General features: G+C 61.6%; 20 protein-coding genes and 1 pseudogene. 12 read left to right on the forward strand and 9 right to left on the reverse strand.

The window, feature by feature from the left end; translation table 11 throughout:
* Nucleotides 1-154 precede the first annotated feature (154 nt).
* Both rpmB and BA011_RS17930 read left to right on the forward strand, forming a co-directional pair.
* Nucleotides 155-454, forward strand: coding sequence for a 50S ribosomal protein L28 (gene rpmB / locus BA011_RS17925; protein WP_027666808.1), 300 nt, complete (start codon nucleotides 155-157; stop codon nucleotides 452-454).
* A 112-nt stretch (nucleotides 455-566) separates the two neighbouring features.
* A complete protein-coding gene (locus BA011_RS17930; RefSeq protein WP_065281442.1) occupies nucleotides 567-1,202 on the forward strand; it encodes a VUT family protein in 636 nt (211 codons plus the stop codon).
* Nucleotides 1,203-1,208: 6 nt separating this feature from the next.
* Here the strand turns inward: BA011_RS17930 and BA011_RS17935 are convergent, their stop codons facing one another.
* The 5 genes and pseudogenes from BA011_RS17935 to BA011_RS17955 form a co-directional block, all read right to left on the reverse strand.
* Nucleotides 1,209-1,775 carry an AAA family ATPase gene (locus BA011_RS17935; protein WP_065281443.1) on the reverse strand — a complete coding sequence of 189 codons (567 nt, stop codon included), beginning with the start codon at nucleotides 1,773-1,775 and terminating at the stop codon, nucleotides 1,209-1,211.
* Nucleotides 1,776-1,906: 131 nt separating this feature from the next.
* Nucleotides 1,907-2,943, reverse strand: a pseudogene (locus BA011_RS17940) (esterase-like activity of phytase family protein).
* Between the two features lie 13 nt (nucleotides 2,944-2,956).
* A complete protein-coding gene (gene cobT, locus BA011_RS17945) occupies nucleotides 2,957-4,858 on the reverse strand; it encodes a cobaltochelatase subunit CobT (protein WP_020051849.1) in 1,902 nt (633 codons plus the stop codon).
* Nucleotides 4,859-4,870: 12 nt separating this feature from the next.
* A complete protein-coding gene (cobS, locus tag BA011_RS17950) occupies nucleotides 4,871-5,863 on the reverse strand; it encodes a cobaltochelatase subunit CobS (RefSeq protein ID WP_003543345.1) in 993 nt (330 codons plus the stop codon).
* Between the two features lie 310 nt (nucleotides 5,864-6,173).
* Nucleotides 6,174-6,791: a J domain-containing protein gene (locus BA011_RS17955; protein ID WP_011653732.1), complete on the reverse strand. Its 618-nt coding sequence runs from the start codon at nucleotides 6,789-6,791 to the stop codon at nucleotides 6,174-6,176.
* Between the two features lie 102 nt (nucleotides 6,792-6,893).
* Here BA011_RS17955 and BA011_RS17960 point away from each other — a divergent pair, with 102 nt between their 5' ends.
* Nucleotides 6,894-7,178 (forward strand): BolA family protein, encoded by a 285-nt coding sequence (locus BA011_RS17960; RefSeq protein WP_186806453.1) that lies wholly within the window; start codon nucleotides 6,894-6,896, stop codon nucleotides 7,176-7,178.
* 48 nt (nucleotides 7,179-7,226) lie between these two features.
* Here the strand turns inward: BA011_RS17960 and BA011_RS17965 are convergent, their stop codons facing one another.
* Genes BA011_RS17965 through BA011_RS17975 form a run of 3 tightly spaced genes read right to left on the reverse strand, consistent with a single transcriptional unit; the run spans nucleotide 7,227 to nucleotide 10,254 of the window.
* Nucleotides 7,227-8,537: an HlyC/CorC family transporter gene (locus BA011_RS17965; protein ID WP_065281444.1), complete on the reverse strand. Its 1,311-nt coding sequence runs from the start codon at nucleotides 8,535-8,537 to the stop codon at nucleotides 7,227-7,229.
* Complete coding sequence (aroB, locus tag BA011_RS17970) at nucleotides 8,537-9,667, reverse strand: 3-dehydroquinate synthase (protein ID WP_065281445.1); 1,131 nt, start codon at nucleotides 9,665-9,667, stop codon at nucleotides 8,537-8,539. The genes BA011_RS17965 and aroB overlap by 1 nt, the downstream gene beginning before the upstream one ends.
* Complete coding sequence (locus BA011_RS17975) at nucleotides 9,664-10,254, reverse strand: shikimate kinase (protein ID WP_065281446.1); 591 nt, start codon at nucleotides 10,252-10,254, stop codon at nucleotides 9,664-9,666. The genes aroB and BA011_RS17975 overlap by 4 nt, the downstream gene beginning before the upstream one ends.
* Nucleotides 10,255-10,401: 147 nt before the next feature.
* Between BA011_RS17975 and BA011_RS41750 the strand changes: the two genes are divergently transcribed.
* From BA011_RS41750 to BA011_RS18015, 9 genes are all read left to right on the forward strand, one after another.
* Nucleotides 10,402-10,578, forward strand: a complete 177-nt coding sequence (locus BA011_RS41750) for a hypothetical protein (protein WP_012759201.1) — start codon at nucleotides 10,402-10,404, stop codon at nucleotides 10,576-10,578.
* Nucleotides 10,579-10,583: 5 nt separating this feature from the next.
* Nucleotides 10,584-11,537: a site-specific tyrosine recombinase XerD gene (gene xerD / locus BA011_RS17980; RefSeq protein WP_065281447.1), complete on the forward strand. Its 954-nt coding sequence runs from the start codon at nucleotides 10,584-10,586 to the stop codon at nucleotides 11,535-11,537.
* 62 nt (nucleotides 11,538-11,599) lie between these two features.
* On the forward strand, nucleotides 11,600-12,553 hold the full coding sequence (locus BA011_RS17985; protein WP_065281448.1) for an acetyl-CoA carboxylase carboxyltransferase subunit alpha: 954 nt from the start codon (nucleotides 11,600-11,602) through the stop codon (nucleotides 12,551-12,553).
* A gap of 195 nt (nucleotides 12,554-12,748) precedes the next feature.
* Nucleotides 12,749-13,975, forward strand: a complete 1,227-nt coding sequence (locus BA011_RS17990; RefSeq protein ID WP_065281449.1) for a L,D-transpeptidase family protein — start codon at nucleotides 12,749-12,751, stop codon at nucleotides 13,973-13,975.
* Nucleotides 13,976-13,980: 5 nt separating this feature from the next.
* Complete coding sequence (locus BA011_RS17995) at nucleotides 13,981-14,205, forward strand: sulfurtransferase TusA family protein (RefSeq protein WP_065281450.1); 225 nt, start codon at nucleotides 13,981-13,983, stop codon at nucleotides 14,203-14,205.
* Between the two features lie 609 nt (nucleotides 14,206-14,814).
* Nucleotides 14,815-15,792 (forward strand): TRAP transporter substrate-binding protein, encoded by a 978-nt coding sequence (locus tag BA011_RS18000; protein ID WP_065281451.1) that lies wholly within the window; start codon nucleotides 14,815-14,817, stop codon nucleotides 15,790-15,792.
* A gap of 142 nt (nucleotides 15,793-15,934) precedes the next feature.
* A complete protein-coding gene (locus BA011_RS18005; RefSeq protein WP_065281452.1) occupies nucleotides 15,935-16,513 on the forward strand; it encodes a TRAP transporter small permease in 579 nt (192 codons plus the stop codon).
* A 4-nt stretch (nucleotides 16,514-16,517) separates the two neighbouring features.
* Entirely contained in the window at nucleotides 16,518-17,798 is a 1,281-nt protein-coding gene (locus BA011_RS18010; protein ID WP_065281453.1) for a TRAP transporter large permease, read from the forward strand.
* Between the two features lie 9 nt (nucleotides 17,799-17,807).
* Nucleotides 17,808-18,581: a FadR/GntR family transcriptional regulator gene (locus BA011_RS18015; RefSeq protein ID WP_065281454.1), complete on the forward strand. Its 774-nt coding sequence runs from the start codon at nucleotides 17,808-17,810 to the stop codon at nucleotides 18,579-18,581.
* Nucleotides 18,582-18,611: 30 nt separating this feature from the next.
* Here BA011_RS18015 and BA011_RS18020 read toward each other — a convergent pair whose 3' ends face one another.
* Complete coding sequence (locus BA011_RS18020) at nucleotides 18,612-19,769, reverse strand: CobW family GTP-binding protein (protein WP_065281455.1); 1,158 nt, start codon at nucleotides 19,767-19,769, stop codon at nucleotides 18,612-18,614.

The raw sequence follows: 19,769 nt of genomic DNA on the forward strand, positions 1-19,769 counted from the left end.
GACAGAATTGCGGGAAAGGCCAAGGTTTGGCTTGACGCGAGCAGCCTGTCTGACTATAGAACCGCAACTTTCCAATCATGCCCGTTGGATTGCGCGCCTGGCTTTGCCGGGAATGGCAATTCGATGGCCCGAGAAAAACAAGAATAGGTGTTCCATGTCCCGCGTGTGCGAATTGACCGGCAAGGCCGTCCTGACTGGTAACAATGTCAGCCATGCCAACAACAAGACCAAGCGCCGGTTCCTGCCGAACCTGTGCCAGGTAACGCTGATTTCCGACGCTCTCAACCAGCGTTATCGTCTTCGCGTTTCGGCTGCTGCTCTTCGCTCCGTCGAGCATCGTGGCGGCCTCGATGCCTTCCTGCTGAAGGCCAGCGAAAACGAACTGTCGATGCGCGCTCGCCTGCTGCGCCGTCAGATCGCCAAGAAGACCGCTGAAGCCGCTGCTGCTGCGTAAGCTTCTGCCCTTCTTTCATACGGCTTCAAAAGGCTTGAACGGATAATACCGGACAAGCCTTTTGCTTTGCCGGTTTGCTCCTCCAACTGGTGGCATCACCCAGGATAAAAAAATGCTGAAGACCCGCTATACCATCGCCTATGTCGCACTGATGACGCTCGTCGTCGTCGCCTCCAACTTCCTCGTCCAGTTTCCGCTGAACGCCGAAGTCGCCGGCATCAACCTTGCCGACATCCTGACCTGGGGCGCCTTCTCCTATCCGATCGCTTTCCTCATCACCGATCTGACCAACCGCCAGTTCGGCCCGCAGGCAGCCCGCAGGGTCGTCTTTGCCGGCTTCGTCGTCGGCGTGACGCTCTCCTTCTTCACCTCGGTGCCGCGTATCGCCATTGCCTCCGGCTCGGCCTATCTCGCCGGCCAGCTGCTCGATATCGCCGTCTTCAACCGCCTCCGCCGCCAGGCCTGGTGGCGCGCGCCGCTGGTCGGTTCGCTGATCGGCTCGGCGCTCGATACGGTGATGTTCTTCTCGCTGTCCTTCGCCGCCTTTTTCGTCTTCCTCGGCCCGAACGATCCCTTCGCGCTGGAAGCAGCCCCCGTCCTCGGCGTCTTCGCCACCGAGGCTCCACGCTGGATTTCCTGGGCGATCGGTGATTTCGCCGTGAAGATGATCGTCGGCCTCGTCATGCTGCTGCCTTATGGCGCACTGATGAACGTGCTGCGACCGATGCAGGCCGCTCGCGCCAGCTAATTGAAGTTACGAACGCCGCCGGACCGCACCGGCGGCGAGGGCCGGATGCAGCAGCACCTCTGCCGTCAGATCGTCGATACCTAGCGATGAATCGAGCCGCAGCACCGGCGCTGTCTGTGTTTTCAGCCATTGCTCATGTGCCGCAAGGCTGCGGCGTTCGGGACCGGCCGTATCGTAGCTGGCCGCCCATTCCAGGAATTCCCCGCTTTTTACGGCCATGTCGCCGCCCGGCCTGATTCTGTTGCCGTATCGGGCAATCTCCCGCGCAAGGATGCGCGCCATTCTAAGCTCCGGGTCGGTCCTGAGGAACACGATCAGATCGTAAAGCGGCTCGAGCGGTCTTCCCCATTTCAGCGCCGATCCGGAGAGGACCCAGCCTTCATGCCGCGCCACCTCATCGAGGAGCAGCCCGATGCGCTCGTCAGCATCCCTCGGCGTCGTGAACGGCGGATCGGTCGGTAACCAGAAGAAATCGTCGGTGTCGAGATGGGCGATATCGAGCTTTTCGCCAAGCGCGCGGCCGAGTGATGTCGTGCCGGAACCGGACGCGCCCATGACATGAATGTGCACCACGAACTCCCTCCGAAGACTGCTTTCCCGATGCCGCGGGGGATAGCCGAGGCATATGGCAACGCTCTAACGTTTTGAATCTACGCATCGTGCTTTCCGAAAATTGATTCCGATTTTCGGGCCGATGGCTAGGATCAATTCAGCTTCCGGAAATTCGGCGCTGACCACGTGGCCTCTTCAGAAAGCCGAAATTCCAGCATCAGATTGCGCTGCAGGATCGAATGATTGTCGTCCGACACCAGGATGATATGGGTCGTGCCGTCAGCGGCCTGGAAAGCATCGAGCCCTTCCATATTGTCGATCTGGGAGTTGAAATTGCCTTCCAGCAGCAATTCACCGTCGACGACAGCGTCGGGCCTGATGTCGGCGCCCTTGATGCGCCGAAGACGCATGCCGATGCCTTCGGCCATGTTGAAGCGGCGCTCCAGCAGCAGCAGGTCGCCGTTCGGCAGGAAGGCACCGTCGGTGATGTCGAAGCTGCCGTCCCGCTTAACCGAGAAACGCCCTTTCAGCGGCCCGCTGAGAATGGCCGCCAACCGATTGCCGTCACTGTCGAGACCGCGTTCGGAGACGATGACCACGCCGCCCGCAGCGGGCTGGATGCCGGCGCCACGGTGATGGTTTCGATGCCGCGGTTGTCGTCCAGCATCTTTCGCGGGATCAGGATCGGCAAAGTGGCGATCGCTCCCGAGCCGGCAAAGCCGGGATCGGGATAGACATCGACGCGATGAGCCTGCTCAAAGGAGACCAGGATCCGGTCGCCGTCAAGCGCCAGTCCCTCGGCATCCATATGTCCCTTGCCTTCGAAGCTGCGCCCGGCGCTGTTCTTCATCGGCGTGATCTCGACATCCGAAAGGCCGGAAAGCCTGCCCTTGACGTCGCGCGCGATGCTGCCGGTCAGCCACTGGCCGGTATCGAGCACGACGACGAAATGTTTTTGGTCCGGCCGGAAACGGATGGAGGAGAGCGAGCCGAATAGCGCTCTGCTGGAGACCATCTCCAGCCCGCCGAGAAATTCCAGCGATCCGAATTGCGTCTCCGAAGAGCCGATCCTGAAATCGGAGATTTGCCGGCTAATGACAGGCAGGTCGTCGCCGGCCCATGACGAGGAAGCGCCGGCTGCGATACAGAGCGCGATCGACGCCGCACGGCAGAGGCGCTTGACCGTCATTCTTCCCGCGATGTCAGCCGGCACGGCGTATCCGGCCGCCGCGCGGCTGGACGGATTGGTCCTCGAACAATGAAGCAAGCTGCTCGGTCATCGCACCTGCAAGCTCGTCCGCATCGACGATGGTCACGGCGCGGCGATAATAGCGCGTCACGTCGTGGCCGATGCCGATCGCCAGCAGTTCGACAGGCGAGCGCGTCTCGATCTGTTCGATGACGGCGCGCAGGTGCCGCTCGAGATAATTGCCCGGATTGACCGAGAGCGTCGAATCGTCCACCGGCGCGCCGTCCGAGATCATCATCAGGATGCGGCGCTGCTCGCGGCGCGCGAGCAGGCGATTATGCGCCCAGATCAGCGCCTCTCCGTCGATATTTTCCTTGAGCAGGCCCTCGCGCATCATCAGCCCGAGATTGGCGCGCGCGCGCCGCCACGGCGCGTCGGCCGACTTGTAGATGATATGACGCAGGTCGTTGAGACGGCCTGGCGTCTGCGGCTTGCCGCCGGCAAGCCAGTTTTCACGCGCCTGCCCGCCCTTCCAGGCCTTGGTCGTAAAGCCCAGGATCTCGACCTTGACGCCGCAGCGCTCCAGCGTGCGGGCGAGAATGTCGGCGCAGGTGGCGGCAACCGTGATCGGCCGGCCGCGCATCGAGCCGGAATTGTCGATGAGCAGGGTAACGACGGTATCGCGGAACTGGGTGTCGCGCTCCATCTTGAAGGAGAGCGCCTGCATCGGATCGATGATGATACGCTGCAGCCGCGCCGGATCGAGATAACCCTCTTCCAGGTCGAAATCCCAGGAGCGGTTCTGCTGCGCCATCAGGCGGCGCTGCAGCCGGTTGGCGAGACGTCCGACCGCGCCTTGCAGATGCGCCAGCTGCTTGTCGAGGAAGGCGCGCAGGCGCTCCAGCTCGGCGGCGTCGCAAAGTTCCTCGGCGGTGATGATCTCGTCGAACTCTTCGGTAAAGACGTGATAATCGACCTTCTCGTTGAAATCGGCGAAAGGCGTATTCGGCCGGCGGGTCTCGCCCGGCGTTTCCGAATCGTCCTCACCTTCTTCCATCATGTCGTCGTCAGAGATTTCGGCGCCTTCGGTCTCGCCATCCTCCATCTGCTCGTCGGCAACTTCACTGTCCTCGACGGGGGCGGCATCGGTGCCGGCATCCTCGTCGACCTCGTCCTGGTCCTGTTCGTCGCCGCTCGGCTGGTCTTCCTGCTCCGACTGGTCGTCATTGTCGGCGTCGCTGTCATCGTCGCCGTATTCCTCGGCCATTTCCATGGCCGACAGCATGTTGCGGATGACCTTGGCGAAGGCCTGCTGGTCGTTGATCGCGCTCGACAGATTGTCGAGTTCGGACCCTGCCTTGTCCTCGATAAAGTCGCGCCAAAGGTCGAGCACCTTGCCGGCGGAGGCCGGCGGGCGCTGGCCGGTCAGCTTCTCGCGCACCATCATCGCAACCGCTTCGCCGACCGGCGCGTCTTCCTGGCGCTCGATGCCGGTAAAATTCGCCTTCGAATATTTCTCATCCGTCATGGAGCGCAGGTTCGAGGCCATGCCCTCCATGCGCAGCGCGCCGATCGATTCGACACGCGCCTGCTCGACCACATCGAAGATCGCCCGGGCATCCGAGCCCTGTGGCGCCATCGTCGCATGCACCTTCTCGTCATGGCAGGCGAGCCGCAGCGCCATCGAATCGCCGAGACCACGAGTGACCGCCAGCTCATGCGCCGTCGGCCGCTTGGAAAGTTCCGGCAGCCGAATGCGCTCGCCGGTCATCCCCGGCCGTTCATTGGCGAAGGTCACCTCGACGTCGCCATCGCCGGCGATCGAGCGCACGCAGCCGGTTATCGCCCGGCGCAATGGCTCGACGTCGACAGGCGCGCCGGGCTTTGCTTTCGAATTGTCACCGCGAGCTGCCATGATCGGTCGGTCTCAAGCTCCGAGAACGATATTGGCGGCACTTTCCTTCAGCTCGACGCCGAAGGCCCGCTGATAGTGCTCGGCGACCAGCGGACGCTCCAGCTCGTCGCACTTGTTGAGGAATGTGACGCGGAAGGCGAAGGCGAGATCGCCGAAGATCTCGGCGTTTTCGGCCCAGGTGATGACCGTGCGCGGGCTCATGACGGTCGAGAGATCACCGTTCATGAAGGCAGCGCGCGTCAGGTCGGCGACGCGCACCATCTTCGAGACGGTCTCGCGGCCGCCCTTGTCCTTGCCGAAGCTCTTCACCTTGGCGGAAACGATATTCACTTCATGATCATGCGGCAGATAGTTCAGCGTGGTGACGATCGACCAGCGGTCCATCTGCGCCTGGTTGATCTGCTGCGTGCCGTGATAGAGGCCGGTCGTGTCACCGAGGCCGATCGTGTTCGCAGTCGCAAACAGACGGAAGGCCGGGTGCGGCCGAATGACGCGGCTCTGGTCGAGCAGCGTCAGGCGGCCGGAGGATTCAAGCACGCGCTGGATGACGAACATCACATCGGGACGGCCGGCATCATATTCGTCGAAGACGAGCGCAACATTGTGCTGATACGCCCAGGGCAGGATGCCGTCCTTGAATTCGGTGACCTGCAGCCCGTCCTTGACGACGATCGCATCCTTGCCGACGAGATCGATACGGCTGACATGGCTGTCGAGGTTGATGCGCACGCAGGGCCAGTTGAGGCGCGCCGCCACCTGCTCGATATGCGAGGATTTGCCCGTGCCGTGATAGCCGGAAATCATCACGCGGCGGTTATGGGCGAAGCCTGCGAGAATGGCGAGCGTCGTGTCGCGGTCGAACAGGTAGTCGGTATCGAGATCCGGCACATAGGCGTCGCCCTTGCTGTAGGCGGGAACGCGGATGTCGGAATCGATGCCGAAGGCCTCGCGAACCGAAACGGTGGTATCGGGCAGTTCTGATATATCAAGGTCGATCTTGCTCATCATGTCTCCAAGGCGGGTGATGCCACCCGGCCATACTGTCTCAGGCCATGTCGCAACCGTGACGCCGCGTTTTTTATTCCGCGCCCGTCCAGGTCGGAACGTCGGCGATACTTCTCCGGGACTGAAACGAAACCTCGGCGGGATAATGACCGCGTGCGAGCATTCTTGAAAGAGTCCCGGACAAGAAACGCCGCGTCCGGAAGGTCGGCGGAGGCGATGTCGGGAAAACGCACAAATATGAGCCGCGTTTGCCTGCGGCCTCAGCCGATTGGGACCATACCCGATTGAAGCCCAAGAGCAAGGACGGGAATTAACAAAAACCGTTCTGCTTCAACAATTGATAGGCCTGGATGACCGCACGGAAACGCTCCTCCGAGCCGCGGTCGCCGCCATTGGCATCCGGATGGTGTTTCTTCACCAGTTCCTTGTAGCGGCTCTTGATCTCCGCCGATGTCGCATTGGCATCGAGGCCCATCGTTTCGAAGGCCTTGGTTTCAAGCGATTTCAGCTTGCGCGCCTGGGGAAAACGCGGTCCGCTGCCCTTGCCGCCTTCCTTGACGAAGCCGAAGGGATCGCGAACGCGGGTATAGGCGCCGGAGCGGATCTCCGAATGCAGCGGACTGTCCTTCGCCGCCTTGTTGACGCCGACCGTCCATGTCGGCCGATGGCCGGTGATCGCCTCTTTCTGGTAACGCGCGATCTCGCCGTCCGAAAGACCGGAGAAATAATTGTAGCCCTTGTTGTATTCCTTGACGTGCTCGAAGCAGAATAAGAAGAACTGGCCTTCCGCATTGCGGCCGACGGGAGCGCGATGCGCCCCCTTCTTGTCGCACCCGTCCCATTGACAGGTAGGCGGCGCCTGCTCTGTCTCCGGCTCGCGTTTGCGGCGTGTTCGGATGCGATCGAAATATTTGGAATCAAGTCTCATGACGGCGCTAATTATGGGGCTGTCGCGAAGCGACAACAAGAATTGACAAATGGGAATGTTGCAGGCTTGGTAGGAACCCTTTTCGCGAACCAGCAAGACCGGATGATGACCCTGCGAACACGCATCGAAGAAAAACTTGTCGAAGCCTTCGCGCCGGAACGCCTGAGCGTCATCGACGAAAGCCATCTGCATGCCGGCCACCAGCCTGATATGTCAGGCACCGGCGAAACCCATATGCGGGTGAGGATCGTTTCCGGAAAATTCGCCGGCATGTCGCGGCTGGCGCGCCACCGGGCCATCACCGACCTGTTGAAACCGGAGCTCGATGCCGGCCTGCATGCGCTGGCCGTCGAACCGGCTGCACCTGATGAACCGACCCGCTGGTAGCGGCACCGAAGCCTATATGGATATTCGCCGCCTGAAACCCAAGCGGGATCAGCCTGGCTTTGCGCCGTCTTCCCCGGCCGGGCGGATGCGCAGCTTGGTGATGCGGTTCTTCTCCCGCTTCATGACGACGAAACGCTTGCCATAAAAAGTGAAGGCCTGGCGCTCTTCCGGGATGGTCATCGATTCGTGGATGACGAGGCCGGCGATCGTCGTCGCCTCCTCATCGGGCAGGTTCCAGTCGAGCGCCCGGTTCAGGTCGCGGATCGGCACGCCGCCGTCGACGACGACGGAACCGTCGGCCTCCTGACGCACACCCTGTATCTCGATATCGTGCTCGTCGGAGATGTCGCCGACGATTTCCTCGAGAATGTCCTCCAGCGTGACGATGCCCTGCACCTCGCCATATTCGTCGACGACGACGGCGAAATGCTGCTTGCGGCGCAGGAAAGTGTTGAGCTGGTCCTCGAGATTGGTGCTGTCGGGCACGAACCACGGCTTCTGCGCGATCTTGACGATATCGAGGTTCCGCGGCTCCATGTTCGGCTCGGCGAGCGCCCGCAGCAGATCCTTGGCGTGGACGACGCCGATGATGTTGTCGATCGTGCCGCGCCACAACGGCATGCGCGTATAGGGGCTTTCGAGGATGACGCGCACCACCGCTTCCGGCGGATCGTCGGCGTTGATCGCCCGCATCGCGGTGCGGTGGACCATGATGTCGGACAATTCGAGCTCGCTGAGATCGAGCACGCCGCCGAGGCGGTCACGGTCGGCCTTCACCACCGATCCCTCGCGGTGCAGCAGATCCACGGCGCCGCGCAGCTCCTCATGCGCCGTCAGCATCGATGTCTCGCGTGAGAGATTGATGCCGATCAGCGAAAGAATCTGCCGCACGATCGCATTGACGAAGGAGGAAACCGGGCCGACGACGGCAACGAAGAGCTTGGCCGGCAGCGCTATGGCGAGTGCGAAGCGCTCGGGCGCCGAAATCGCCCAGCTCTTCGGCAGCACTTCGGCGAAGATGACCAGGATGACGGTCATCGCCAGCGTCGCCAGCGCCACGCCGGAACTGCCGAACAGCCCGAGGAAGAGGCTGGTGGCGATCGAGGAGGACAGGATATTGGCGAGATTGTTGCCGATGAGCAGCGCGCCGATCAGCCGGTCGCGCCGCTCGATCAACTGCCGGACGAAGCCGGCACGTTCGTCGCCATTGACCTCGAGCGTATGAATACGGCTGCGCGAAACGGCGGTCAGCGCGGTCTCGGAGCCGGAAAAGAAGGCGGACATGAGCACCAGCGCCGTGATCGAAAGGATCTCCGGCCAATATGTCGAAAGAAATGCCAGAGCGCCTTGGACCGACATCAGGCGTGTTTTTCCCGGAGAAAGCTGATCACTTCGGACGCCGGAACATCGTCGGCGACGAAAGACTGGCCGACGCCGCGCGTCAGGATGAAGGTGAGCTTGCCGCTCTTGACCTTCTTGTCCTGGGCGATCGCGTCCATCAGCGTTTCGGCCGGCGGCAGGTCGCCTGGAATGTCGGACATGCGGGTCGGCAGGCCGACCTCCTTCAGATGCCGCTCGACGCGCCGCGCATCGTCGGGACTTGCAAGGTTCATCCGTGCGGAGAATTCATGCGCCAGCACCATGCCGATCGAAACGCCCTCGCCATGCACGAGGCGGGAGCTGTCATAGGCGGTCGCCGCTTCCAGTGCGTGGCCGAAGGTATGGCCGAGATTGAGCAGCGCCCGCTGACCATTCTCGCGCTCGTCGGCAACGACGACATCGGCCTTCGCCTGGCAGCTTGCGGCAATCGCCTCGATGCGCGCGGAGCCGCCTGTAAAAACCGCCTTCCAGTTCGCTTCCAGCCAGGCGAAGAAATCCGGCTTGTCGATCAGCCCGTATTTCGCGACCTCGGCGTAACCTGCGCGGAATTCGCGCGCGCTCAGCGAATTCAGCACATCCGTGTCGGCCAGAACCAGGTCCGGCTGATGGAAGACGCCGATCAGATTCTTGCCGTGGCGGGAATTGATTCCGGTCTTGCCGCCGACGGAGGAATCGACCTGCGACAGAAGCGAGGTCGGCACTTGGACGAAGCGCACGCCGCGGCGGACGATGCCGGCCGCAAATCCCGAAAGATCGCCGATGACGCCGCCACCGAGCGCGATGACGTAATCGTTGCGCTCGACGCGGGCTTCGAGCACCTTGTCGCAGGCCGTCATCAGATGTTCGAAGCTCTTGGTCTTCTCGCCGGCCGGCAGGACGACCTCAGCCGAGACGATGCCTGCTTCATCCAGACTTGCGACGAGCGCCTTGAGATAAAGCGGAGCGACATTTTCGTCGGTGACGACAGCCGCCTTGCGGCCCTTTAGCCGGGAGGCGATCTCGGCGCCGGCCCGCGCAATCAACCCCGGCCCGATCAGGATGTCGTAGGCGCGCTCGCCGAGCGGCACATGCACCGTTCGGATGGCGGGGGCGGAGGTTATCGCATTCATGACGCTGCACTTTCCTTCTGAGCTTCGATCACGGCCTTTAAGACCTCGTCGGCCATGATTTCCTTGCGCACGTCGCGCGAGAGCACGGTCAGATCGGCCTGCGCATAGATCGGATAACGCGCATTCATCAGGCCCTCGAGCGTCTGCTTCGGATTTTCGGTCTTGAGCAGCGGCCGCGTATCGCGCTTGGCGACCCGGTCCCAGAGCACGTCGAGATCGGCCTTCAGCCAGACGGAAAGGCCGCCCTTCTTGATATGCTTGCGCGTCCGGTCGTTGATGAAGGCGCCGCCTCCGGTGGAGACGACGCGCGGCCCGCTCTTCAGCAGCCGCTTGATCACCCGCGCTTCCAGCGCCCGGAACTCCTGCTCGCCATAGGCGGCGAAAAGCTCGGCGATCGTCATGCGCGAAACCCGCTCGATCTCGAGATCACTGTCGATGAAGGGAATGGCGAGCTGGCTGGCGACGATGCGCCCGACAGAGGATTTGCCGGCGCCCATCAGGCCGACAAGGATGAGATTGCGTGAACCGAGCGCGGCGCGAGCTCTGTCTTTCAAGCTGTCAGCAACGGTCAGCAGTGGTTCACTCATCGGTCCATTCACACTTTGTTTGCAAACCGTATCGACAAATGCAGGTGTAGCGTCAAGTCGCAGGCAAGGGAATCATGGCTTGAATACCGCTTCTTGCACTTGCAGATAGGCTTCTTATAACAGAAGCGAGCATGGAGGAGTTACCTGATGCCGACCCTGTTCCGTTTCCTGTTCGTCTGCGCGATCCTCGCCGGGACGGTCTACGGAGCGATGCTGGCGCTTGTTACCTTCGTGGAGCCGCAGCAGCGCGACGTGACGATCCGCATTCCGTCCGAGAGGGTCAATCCGCCCGCCACGGGCGCAATCGACACGACCAGGAAGTGACCGGCATGGTGGATCTCGGCCGCGTCCATGTGGAATCCTTCCTGGAGATGATGAGCGCCGAGCGGGGTGCTGCCGCCAATACGCTGCAATCCTATGAAAGCGATCTCGACGACGTCCGCACCTTCCTGAAGGAGCGCAGCATACGGCTCACCGAAGCCGCCTCCGCCGATCTCGCCGCCTATCTCTCCTCGCTCGCCCGAAAGGGCTTCAAACCCTCGTCCCAGGCGCGCCGGCTTGCCGCCATGCGGCAATTCTACAAGTTCCTCTACGCCGAGGGACTTAGGACCGACGACCCCACCGGCATACTCGACGCGCCGAAGAAGGGCCGTCCGCTGCCGAAGACGATGGGCGTCGAAGAGGTCGGCAGGCTGCTTTCGCAGGCAGAGGCCGAGGCGGAGGATGCAAGCCCGGGCCAGCTGCAGCGCCTGCGCATGCTGGCACTGCTGGAACTGCTCTATGCCACCGGAATGCGGGTCAGCGAACTCGTCTCGCTTCCCGCCCGCGTGCTCGATCAGGAAGGCCGTTTCCTGATGATCCGCGGCAAGGGCAACAAGGAGCGGCTGGTGCCGCTGTCGCATTCGGCGATATCAGCCCTGAAATCCTATGGCCGCCTGCTGGCGGCCGAAAATGCAGCCGTGAAGGAACAGCAGGAAAGCCCATGGCTGTTTCCCTCCGCCTCGAAGGAGGGATACCTGCCCCGGCAGGTCTTCGCCCGCGACCTCAAGAACCTGGCGATCCGCGCCGGCCTGACGCCGTCGCTGATCTCGCCGCATGTCATGCGCCACGCCTTTGCCAGCCACCTGCTGGCCAACGGCGCCGATCTGCGCGTCGTACAGGAACTCCTCGGCCATTCGGACATTTCGACCACACAGATCTACACACATGTCCTCGAAGAGAGGCTGCAGCAGCTTGTCCAGACGCATCACCCCCTTGCCAAACAGGCGAAAAAGCACGAATAGGACCGGCGACAAGGGGCGGAGCCAGGAAAACGCCCCGGGCACAAGGAACGGAAACGCACCTCATGCACAATTATCTCGACTTCGAAAAGCCGATCTCCGACCTCGAAGGCAAGATCATCGAGCTGAAGAAGCTCGCAACGGAAGACGAGAGCATCGACACCACCGATGAGATCGGCAGGCTGGAGGTTCGCGTCCGCGACGCGATCGTCGAAATCTATTCCAAGCTCAATCCCTGGCAGAAGACGCAGGTCGCCCGCCATCCGCAGCGACCGCATTTCATCGATTACGCCAAGACCCTGTTCCAGGAATTCACGCCGCTTGCCGGCGACCGCAAATTTTCCGAGGATGCCGCGATCCAGGCGGGCCTTGCCCGTTTCCGCGGCCAACCCGTCGCCGTCATCGGCCAGGAAAAGGGCAGCGACACCAAGAGCCGCATCAAGCACAATTTCGGCAGCCCCCGTCCGGAAGGCTACCGAAAGGCGATCCGCATCCTTGAAATGGCCGATCGTTTCGGCCTGCCGGTGATTTCGCTGGTGGATACGGCAGGCGCCTATCCCGGCGTCGGCGCCGAAGAGCGCGGCCAGGCCGAGGCGATCGCCCGCTCGACGGAAATGTGTCTCGGCGTCAAGGTTCCACTGGTCTCCGTCGTCATCGGCGAAGGCGGCTCGGGCGGCGCCATCGCCATCGCCACCGGCAACAAGGTCTACATGCTCGAGCATTCGATCTACAGCGTCATCTCGCCGGAAGGGGCCGCCTCCATCCTCTGGCGCGATTCCACCCGCGCCCGGGAAGCGGCGACCAACATGAAGATCACCGCCGAGGACCTGAAATCGCTCGGCGTCATCGACGGCATCATTTCCGAGCCGCTCGGCGGCGCACATCGCGATCCCGACAGCGTGATAGCAGCAACCGGTGACGTGATCGCCAGTGCTCTGGCCGAAATGGCGTCCCGCTCGGGCGAGCAGCTGCGCAACGATCGCCGCCAGAAATTCCTCGCCATGGGCCGCAATCTCTAATGGACATTCGGCTCTTCGCCGATTGGGGCCAAATCTTGGCCACATTGATGTTATCTGTAGCATTCGCGCTTGCGGGGATGTTCCAGGCACGTCATAGGCTGGTAAGGACTTATAAAGTATAAGCCGTCTATGATTCCGTTTGATGCCGGACTCCATGGGCGGACCGGGTCGCATTATCTTTATGGGCTAGTTGGGATGCGCATACGTCATTTTGCCTATATTTCCCTCATAGCGCTGGCTCTGTCCGGCTGCAATGACGCGTTGGAAACCGCGCAGGTCGATCTTTCCAAGGTCAAGAACAAGGTCGAGCAGCCGCTTCCCAGCCATATCCTCGCGCAGATGTCCGCCAAGGGCATGGACCGCAATTCGCCGATCATGATCCGCATCTTCAAGGAAGAAGGTGCCATGGAGATCTGGAAGGCGAAGACCGACAACCGTTTCGACAAGATCGCCGACTATAAGATCTGCGCCTGGTCCGGCCGTCTCGGCCCGAAGGTAAAGACCGGCGACCGGCAGGCGCCGGAAGGTTTCTACGACCTGACGCGCGCCAACCTGAACCCCAATTCGAAATATTATCTGGCGATCAACACCGGCTTCCCGAACCGCTACGACGCGGCGAACGGCCGTACCGGCTCCGATCTGATGATCCACGGCGCCTGCTCGTCTTCCGGCTGCTATTCGATGACCGACCAGCAGGTGCTGGAGATCTACGCCTTCGCCCGCGACGCCTTCAAGGGCGGCCAGTCGACCGTGCAGCTGCAGGCCTTCCCCTTCCGCATGACGGCGGAAAACATGGTCAAGCATCGCCTCGACAGCAATTACGACTTCTGGAAGATGCTGAAGGTCGGCTACGACAATTTCGAAGTGACGAAGCGCCCGCCCGAGGTGAATGTCTGCGAGAAGAAATACGTCTTCAATCAGCAGGCAACCGACGGCGGCGCCTTCAATGCCGCCGGCAAGTGCCCTGTTATGTCGACGCCGCCGGCACTGACGGCAGCTCTCGCCTCCTACGGCAAGACCTACGATGCCGATTATGCCAAGGCGATGAGAAAATTTGACGGCATGGCCTGGTACGATCCCACGGAAGCCGAGCGTAAGGCCGTGGTCGCCAAGCTGCGCAAGGGCCGCGAACTTGCTTACGCTCCGACCGGCACGTCTCTGGAAGCCGGCCGCATGGTCAAGGTCGCCGAACTCGAAGACCTGATGGCCAAGCGCACCGCGCAGGGCCTCGCCGCCAAGACCGCGCCAGGCGCCACGCCTGCAGCACCCGCCCAGCCGCAGGCAACGGCCGTCGCTGCCGCGACGCCCGCGGTCGTGCCGGTGCCGATGCAGAATCCGCTGGCCTTTACCGCGCCCGAACCGCAGGAAACGGCAGACGCCACGGCAAAGAAGCCGTTCTGGAAATTCTGGGCGAGGAACTGAACGGCTTGAACCCCGTTCTCTACGATCTTCGCGGCCTGAAATGCCCACTCCCCGTGATCAAGACACGCAAGAAGCTCGCCGCCTTGGCGAGCGGCACGCTCATTCGCGTCGACACCACCGATCCGCTAGCCGTGATCGATATGCCGCACTTCTGCAATGAGGACGGCCACGAGCTGGTCGAAACGGAAAAGACCGAAAGCGGCCACCGTTTCCTGATCCGCAAGCGCTGAAGCGCGTCTCCCAAACCAGTAAGCAGATCTAAAAGAGCCACGCGGTTGGGTATCTGACCTATGCTCTTTGCGGCGCATATCTTGCCGAAGCATGGGACCAGCAAACCGTCGGGAAAAACCAGCGTAATTGAACGAGCCTGACGGTTCGTACGACAGGCTTCACCGTCGGCTGCCGTCCGCGCCTCCGACCTTGCCTCTCGCGCTTTCACAGCTGTCGATAGGAGAGCAAGCAACGGCGAAAATTCGTCATACAACTACACAGCTTTTGTATGTTGACATTATACTTTACAGGTTCTAGCCATAGTGAGCCGATCGGAGGAACGGCAAGAATAGAGGAGGCTATCGACCCAAGTCTTCTGTTTCCACGAGAAGAGCGACAGTGTGCGCGTGCAGAGGTAAGCAACTGCTCCATCGGACGCGATGGCACGTTGAGCCGTGTTGGTATGTCTCTATGAAATCTTCGAACGCGCGCAACCTTTCGGGCCGGACCCGCAGTGCCCGGTACTGGAAGTATCGCTGGAAGGCAAAGCGCGCAGAGGACCTTCCTCTAAGTCGCAAAGCCGGGATACCGACTCTGAGAATTAATCGTCATGCAAACGGGAGGAGAGCATGAAAAACTTTGTTAAACTGGCGGCCGGTCTTATGGTTGCCGCTTCATTCATGAGCGGCGCGGCCAGCGCTCAAACGGTGCTGAAATCGTCCGATACCCATCCGGACGGCTATCCGACAGTCGAGGGCGTCAAGTATTTCGGTGAGCTGTTGAAGGAGCGCACGCAGGGCCGCTATTCCCTCGAAGTCTATCATTCCGCCCAGCTCGGCGAGGAGAAAGACACGATCGAACAGGTGCGCTCCGGCGTAATCGAGCTCAATCGTGTGTCAATGGCGCCCTTCAACGGCACTGTGAAGGAATCGGTCGTTCCGGCTCTGCCCTATATCTTCCGTTCGGAAGATCACATGCACAAGGTCATGGACGGCGCCATCGGCGACCAGATCAAGAAGGCGTTCGAACCGGCCGGTCTCGTGGTGCTTGCCTTCTACGATGCCGGCGCGCGCTCGTTTTACAACAAGACGAAGCCGATCAATTCGGTTGCCGACATGAAAGGCCTGAAGTTCCGCGTTATCCAGTCCGACATCTTCGTCGACATGGTGGCGGCACTCGGCGCCAATGCCACGCCGATGCCCTATGGAGAGGTCTATTCGGCGATCGAAACAGGCGTCATCGACGGCGCGGAGAACAACTTTCCGAGCTACGACACCGCCAAGCACGCCGAAGTGGCGAAGAACTACTCGCTCGACGAGCATACGATCCTGCCGGAAGTGTTCGTCATGAACAAGGCGGCGTTCGACAAACTGACGCCGGAGGATCAGGCGGTCTTCAAACAGGCAGCCAAGGACAGCGTCGCCAAGCAGCGCGAGCTGTGGTCAGCCAAGGCCGCTGAATCGCGCGCCAATGTCGAAAAGCTCGGCGCTCAGATCACCATGCCGGACAAGCAGGGGTTCATCGACGCCGTGGCCCCGGTTTATGAAAAGCACGTGAAAGACGACATGCTGAAGAAGATGGTCGAGGATGTAAAGGCTGTGCAGTAGCCTTGCCTGCCTTCTTTGTCGCCGAAAGCGGCATCGGTTATCGGGGTGGAAAGTTATCTCCACCCCGGTTCACCGTGCATGCACACCTTTCTCCTCTCCTCCCGACAAGGGATAGTGAGCGCCCAAATTCGACGAGGTCCCTATGTCGAACAACCTGACACCCGTCGTCAATTTTCTGACGCGCCTGAGCAACGCCGCCCTTTGGCTTGCGGGCACCGGCTTGGTGCTGATGACGGTCTTTGTCGCCTGGCAGGTATTTTGCCGCTATGTGCTGAATGACTCGCCGAGTTGGACGGAGCCGGGCTCGGTCATGCTGATGAGCTGGTTCATCTTCCTCGGCGCCGCCGTCGGCATCCGTGAGAATAATCATCTTGGTTTCGACGTGCTGCTTTATGTGCTGCCGAAATCCGGCAAGCGCGTCCTGCGCATGATCTCGGACGTCGTCATTCTCGCCTTTGGCGCCGGCATGGTCTGGTACGGCGGCGCGCTCATGAGCCTGACCTGGAACACAACCTTGCCGTCGCTGGGTATCTCAGGCGCGTTCGACTATCTGCCGCTTGCAGGCGGCGGCGTGCTTGCCGTGATCTTCTCGCTGGAGCGCATCGTGCTCCGCCTCGCCGGCGAACCGATCGACGATGCGCTGGATGAGGTTCTGCCGGCGGAAATCGCCGTCGAGATCGAAAACATCAATGCCGATCCGAACGTCAAATTGAAAGTCTAGCGCGATGGAACTCTGGATCCTGTTCGGTGTTTTCACCACCTTGATGCTGATAGGCACGCCGATCGCCTTCTGCCTCGGCGTCGCGAGCTTCGCCACGGTGCTCTACATGGGCCTGCCGCCACTGGTCATCTTCCAGCGGCTGAATTCGGGGATGAGCGTATTTTCGCTCCTCGCCATTCCCTTCTTCATCTACGCCGGCGACCTGATGGTGCGCGGCGGCATCGCCAGCCGCATCGTCGCTTTCGCCGCATCCCTGGTCGGCCACGTGCGCGGCGGCCTCGGCCAGGTCAACATCGTCACCGCCACACTGTTCGGCGGCATCTCCGGTTCGGCGGTGGCAGAAGCCGCAGCCGTCGGCGGCCTGATGATCCCGCAGATGAAGCAGCGCGGCTATGGCGCCGATTATGCGGTGAACGTCACTTCAATGGCAGCGCTGATCGCGCTGCTCCTGCCGCCCTCCCACAACATGATCATCTATTCGATCTCCGCCGGCGGCAAGATCTCGATCGCCGACCTGTTCACCGCCGGCGTGTTGCCCGGACTTTTGCTCGCGGTTGCGCTCATGGTGACCGCCTACATCGTCGCACGCTCGCGCGGCTATCCGACGGAGCCCTTTCCCGGCTTTGTCATGGTGGCAAATTTGTTCGCTGTCGCACTCCCCGGGCTGCTGCTGATCGCCATCATCTTCGGCGGGGTGAGGTCCGGCGTCTTCACGGCGACGGAAAGCTCTTGCATCGCAGTGCTCTACGCGCTGCTGGTAACCCTCCTGGTCTACCGGCAGATGAGCTGGAGAGACTTCGTTCACGCCACGCAGGGCGCCGTGCGCACGACGGCAATGGTGCTTTTGATTATCGGCACAGCCGCCGCCTTCTCGTGGTTGATGGCCTTCCTCAAGGTGCCTGCCTCGCTGGTGATCTGGATGAAGAGCGTCGCCGACGATCCGCTGACGGTGCTGCTCCTGCTCAATGTCCTCATGCTTGTGCTCGGCACTTTTATGGACATGGGGCCGACCATCATTATCTGCACGCCGATCTTCCTGCCGGTTGCACAGGCTTACGGCGTCGACCCGGTGCATTTCGGCGTGATCATGATCCTGAATTTCGGCATCGGGCTGAACACGCCTCCAGTCGGTGCGGTGCAATTCGTGGCTTGTGCAGTCGGCAAGATCTCGGTCTGGGAGGCCATGCGCTCGATCTGGCCGTTCTACGGTGCGGGCATCGTGGTGCTCGGGCTGGTCACTTACATCCCGGCGATCTCGCTGTGGCTGCCGAGCGTGTTCAAATAGGAGTGCGACATGGCGACCGACACAGCCGCAGATTTCAGGGTCGAGCGAAGGCCGAAACTCTCTGAAGGCGTCGTTTCAGCCATCCGCGCTCAGGTCGTGTCCGGAGTGTACGCGCCCGGCCAAAAGCTGCCGACGGAGACCCGGATGGGCGAACTTTTCGGCGTCAGCCGCACCGTTGTCCGTGAGGCGATTGCAACCCTTGCCGCCGACGGCCTCGTCGAGGCGCGGCAAGGCGCCGGCGTCTTCGTCAAGAACCATCCGACGATAGCCTTCGGTTCGATCAGCGCCGATGTCGGCAACAAAGTTTCCCATGCGCTCAACATTATCGAGGTGCGCATGGGACTGGAAATCGAGAGCGCAGGGCTTGCGGCGCTACGGCGCAATGCGGCTCAGGAAGCGCAGATTCAGGAAGCATTCTTCGAATTCGACCGGCTGCTCAAGCGCGGCGAAGCAACCGGCAAGAGCGACTTCGCTTTCCACCGAGAAATCGCGGCTGCCACCAATAATTCATATTATGTCGAAGTTCTTGATGCGCTTGGCATGCGGGCCATCCCCTGCGACGTTGCCTCGCCTTGGGGTACAGACAGCACGCTGTCGCGTGAGTATCAGGAAGGCCTGCAGCGCGAGCATTTGGCGATTTTGAAGGCGATTTCTGCCGGTGACGCGGAAGCCGCCCGCGCCGCCATGCGCGCCCATCTGGCGGCAAGCCAGGAGCGCTATCGCACCCTTCTCAGCGGCCAGCAGGCCAAGTGGATGTCAAGCATTCTGAAACGCAAGACCTGAAGAAGATCGCGTAAACAACAAATCAACGGTTTAAATCCGCATGCCGGGAATGGCGAGCGGATTGTCCGACAGCGCCGCGCGATCGGGCATATCGATGCGCGGCTTGCCGAGGAAGGCGTCGAGGAGATCCTTCACGAAGGCTTCCGGCAGATCCCGGGTGATCAGCACCATGCGCGTGCGCCGGTCTTCCCCCGGCCAGGCGGCAAGCCGCACCGGCGGGTGGAAGATACTCTGCACGCCATGCAGCACCAGCGGCCGATCCGGCCGGTCGGAAACGGACACGATCGCCTTCATCCTCAGCAGCTTCTCGCCATGGGCCGAGCGCAGCAGATCGATGAACATCTCGAGCGCCATCGGATCGATCGGCTTCTCTTCGATGATCGAGAAAGAGCGAATCGAGGCATCGTGGCGGTTGACGTCGTGCGGGTCCTGATGCGCGTGACCATCATGATCATGACTGTGATGATGGTGACCGTGGTGATCACAATCATCATGGTGATGGTGATGCGCCTCGTGTGCATCCTCGTCTTGCAGCCAGCGGCCGACATCGGCGACCTTCGTCGCCGGATCGTAGAGCCCGTTGGCCAGCACCGCGGCACTGCCCGCCTCGGCGCTGTCGGCATCCATCATCACGGCGCGCGGATTGAGCGCCCGCAGCCGCTTTTCCAGCCCGTCCGTTGCCCCGGTCATCGACTTTTTCGAGACGATCAGCCGGTCTGCGACCGCCGCCTGCTTGCGCGCTTCCTCGTGATTGTCGAGCGTCTGCAGCCCGTTCACCGCGTCGACGACGGTAACGACGCCGTCGAGTTCGAAATTCGTGGCGATGACGGGATTGCCCATGATCGCCTGCATGACCGGCGAAGGATCGGCAAGCCCGGTCGTTTCGATGACGACGCGCTTGACCGGTTTGACGCGGCCCGTCTGCACGGCGTCCATCAGGTTCGCCAGCGTATCGACAAGCTCGCCGCGCACGGTGCAGCAGAGGCAGCCGTCGGACAGCTCGATGATCGAATCGCCGGAACTTTCGACCAGAAGATGATCGATGCCGACATCGCCGAACTCGTTGATGATGACGGCCGCATCCTTCATGACAGGATCTTTGAGGATGCGGTTGAGCAGCGTCGATTTGCCGGCGCCGAGAAAGCCGGTCAGGATGGTGACCGGAATCCTGTCGTTGAGCGCGCTCAT

Origin of the sequence: Rhizobium leguminosarum, assembly GCF_001679785.1 — a bacterium.
GTDB lineage: Bacteria > Pseudomonadota > Alphaproteobacteria > Rhizobiales > Rhizobiaceae > Rhizobium > Rhizobium leguminosarum_R.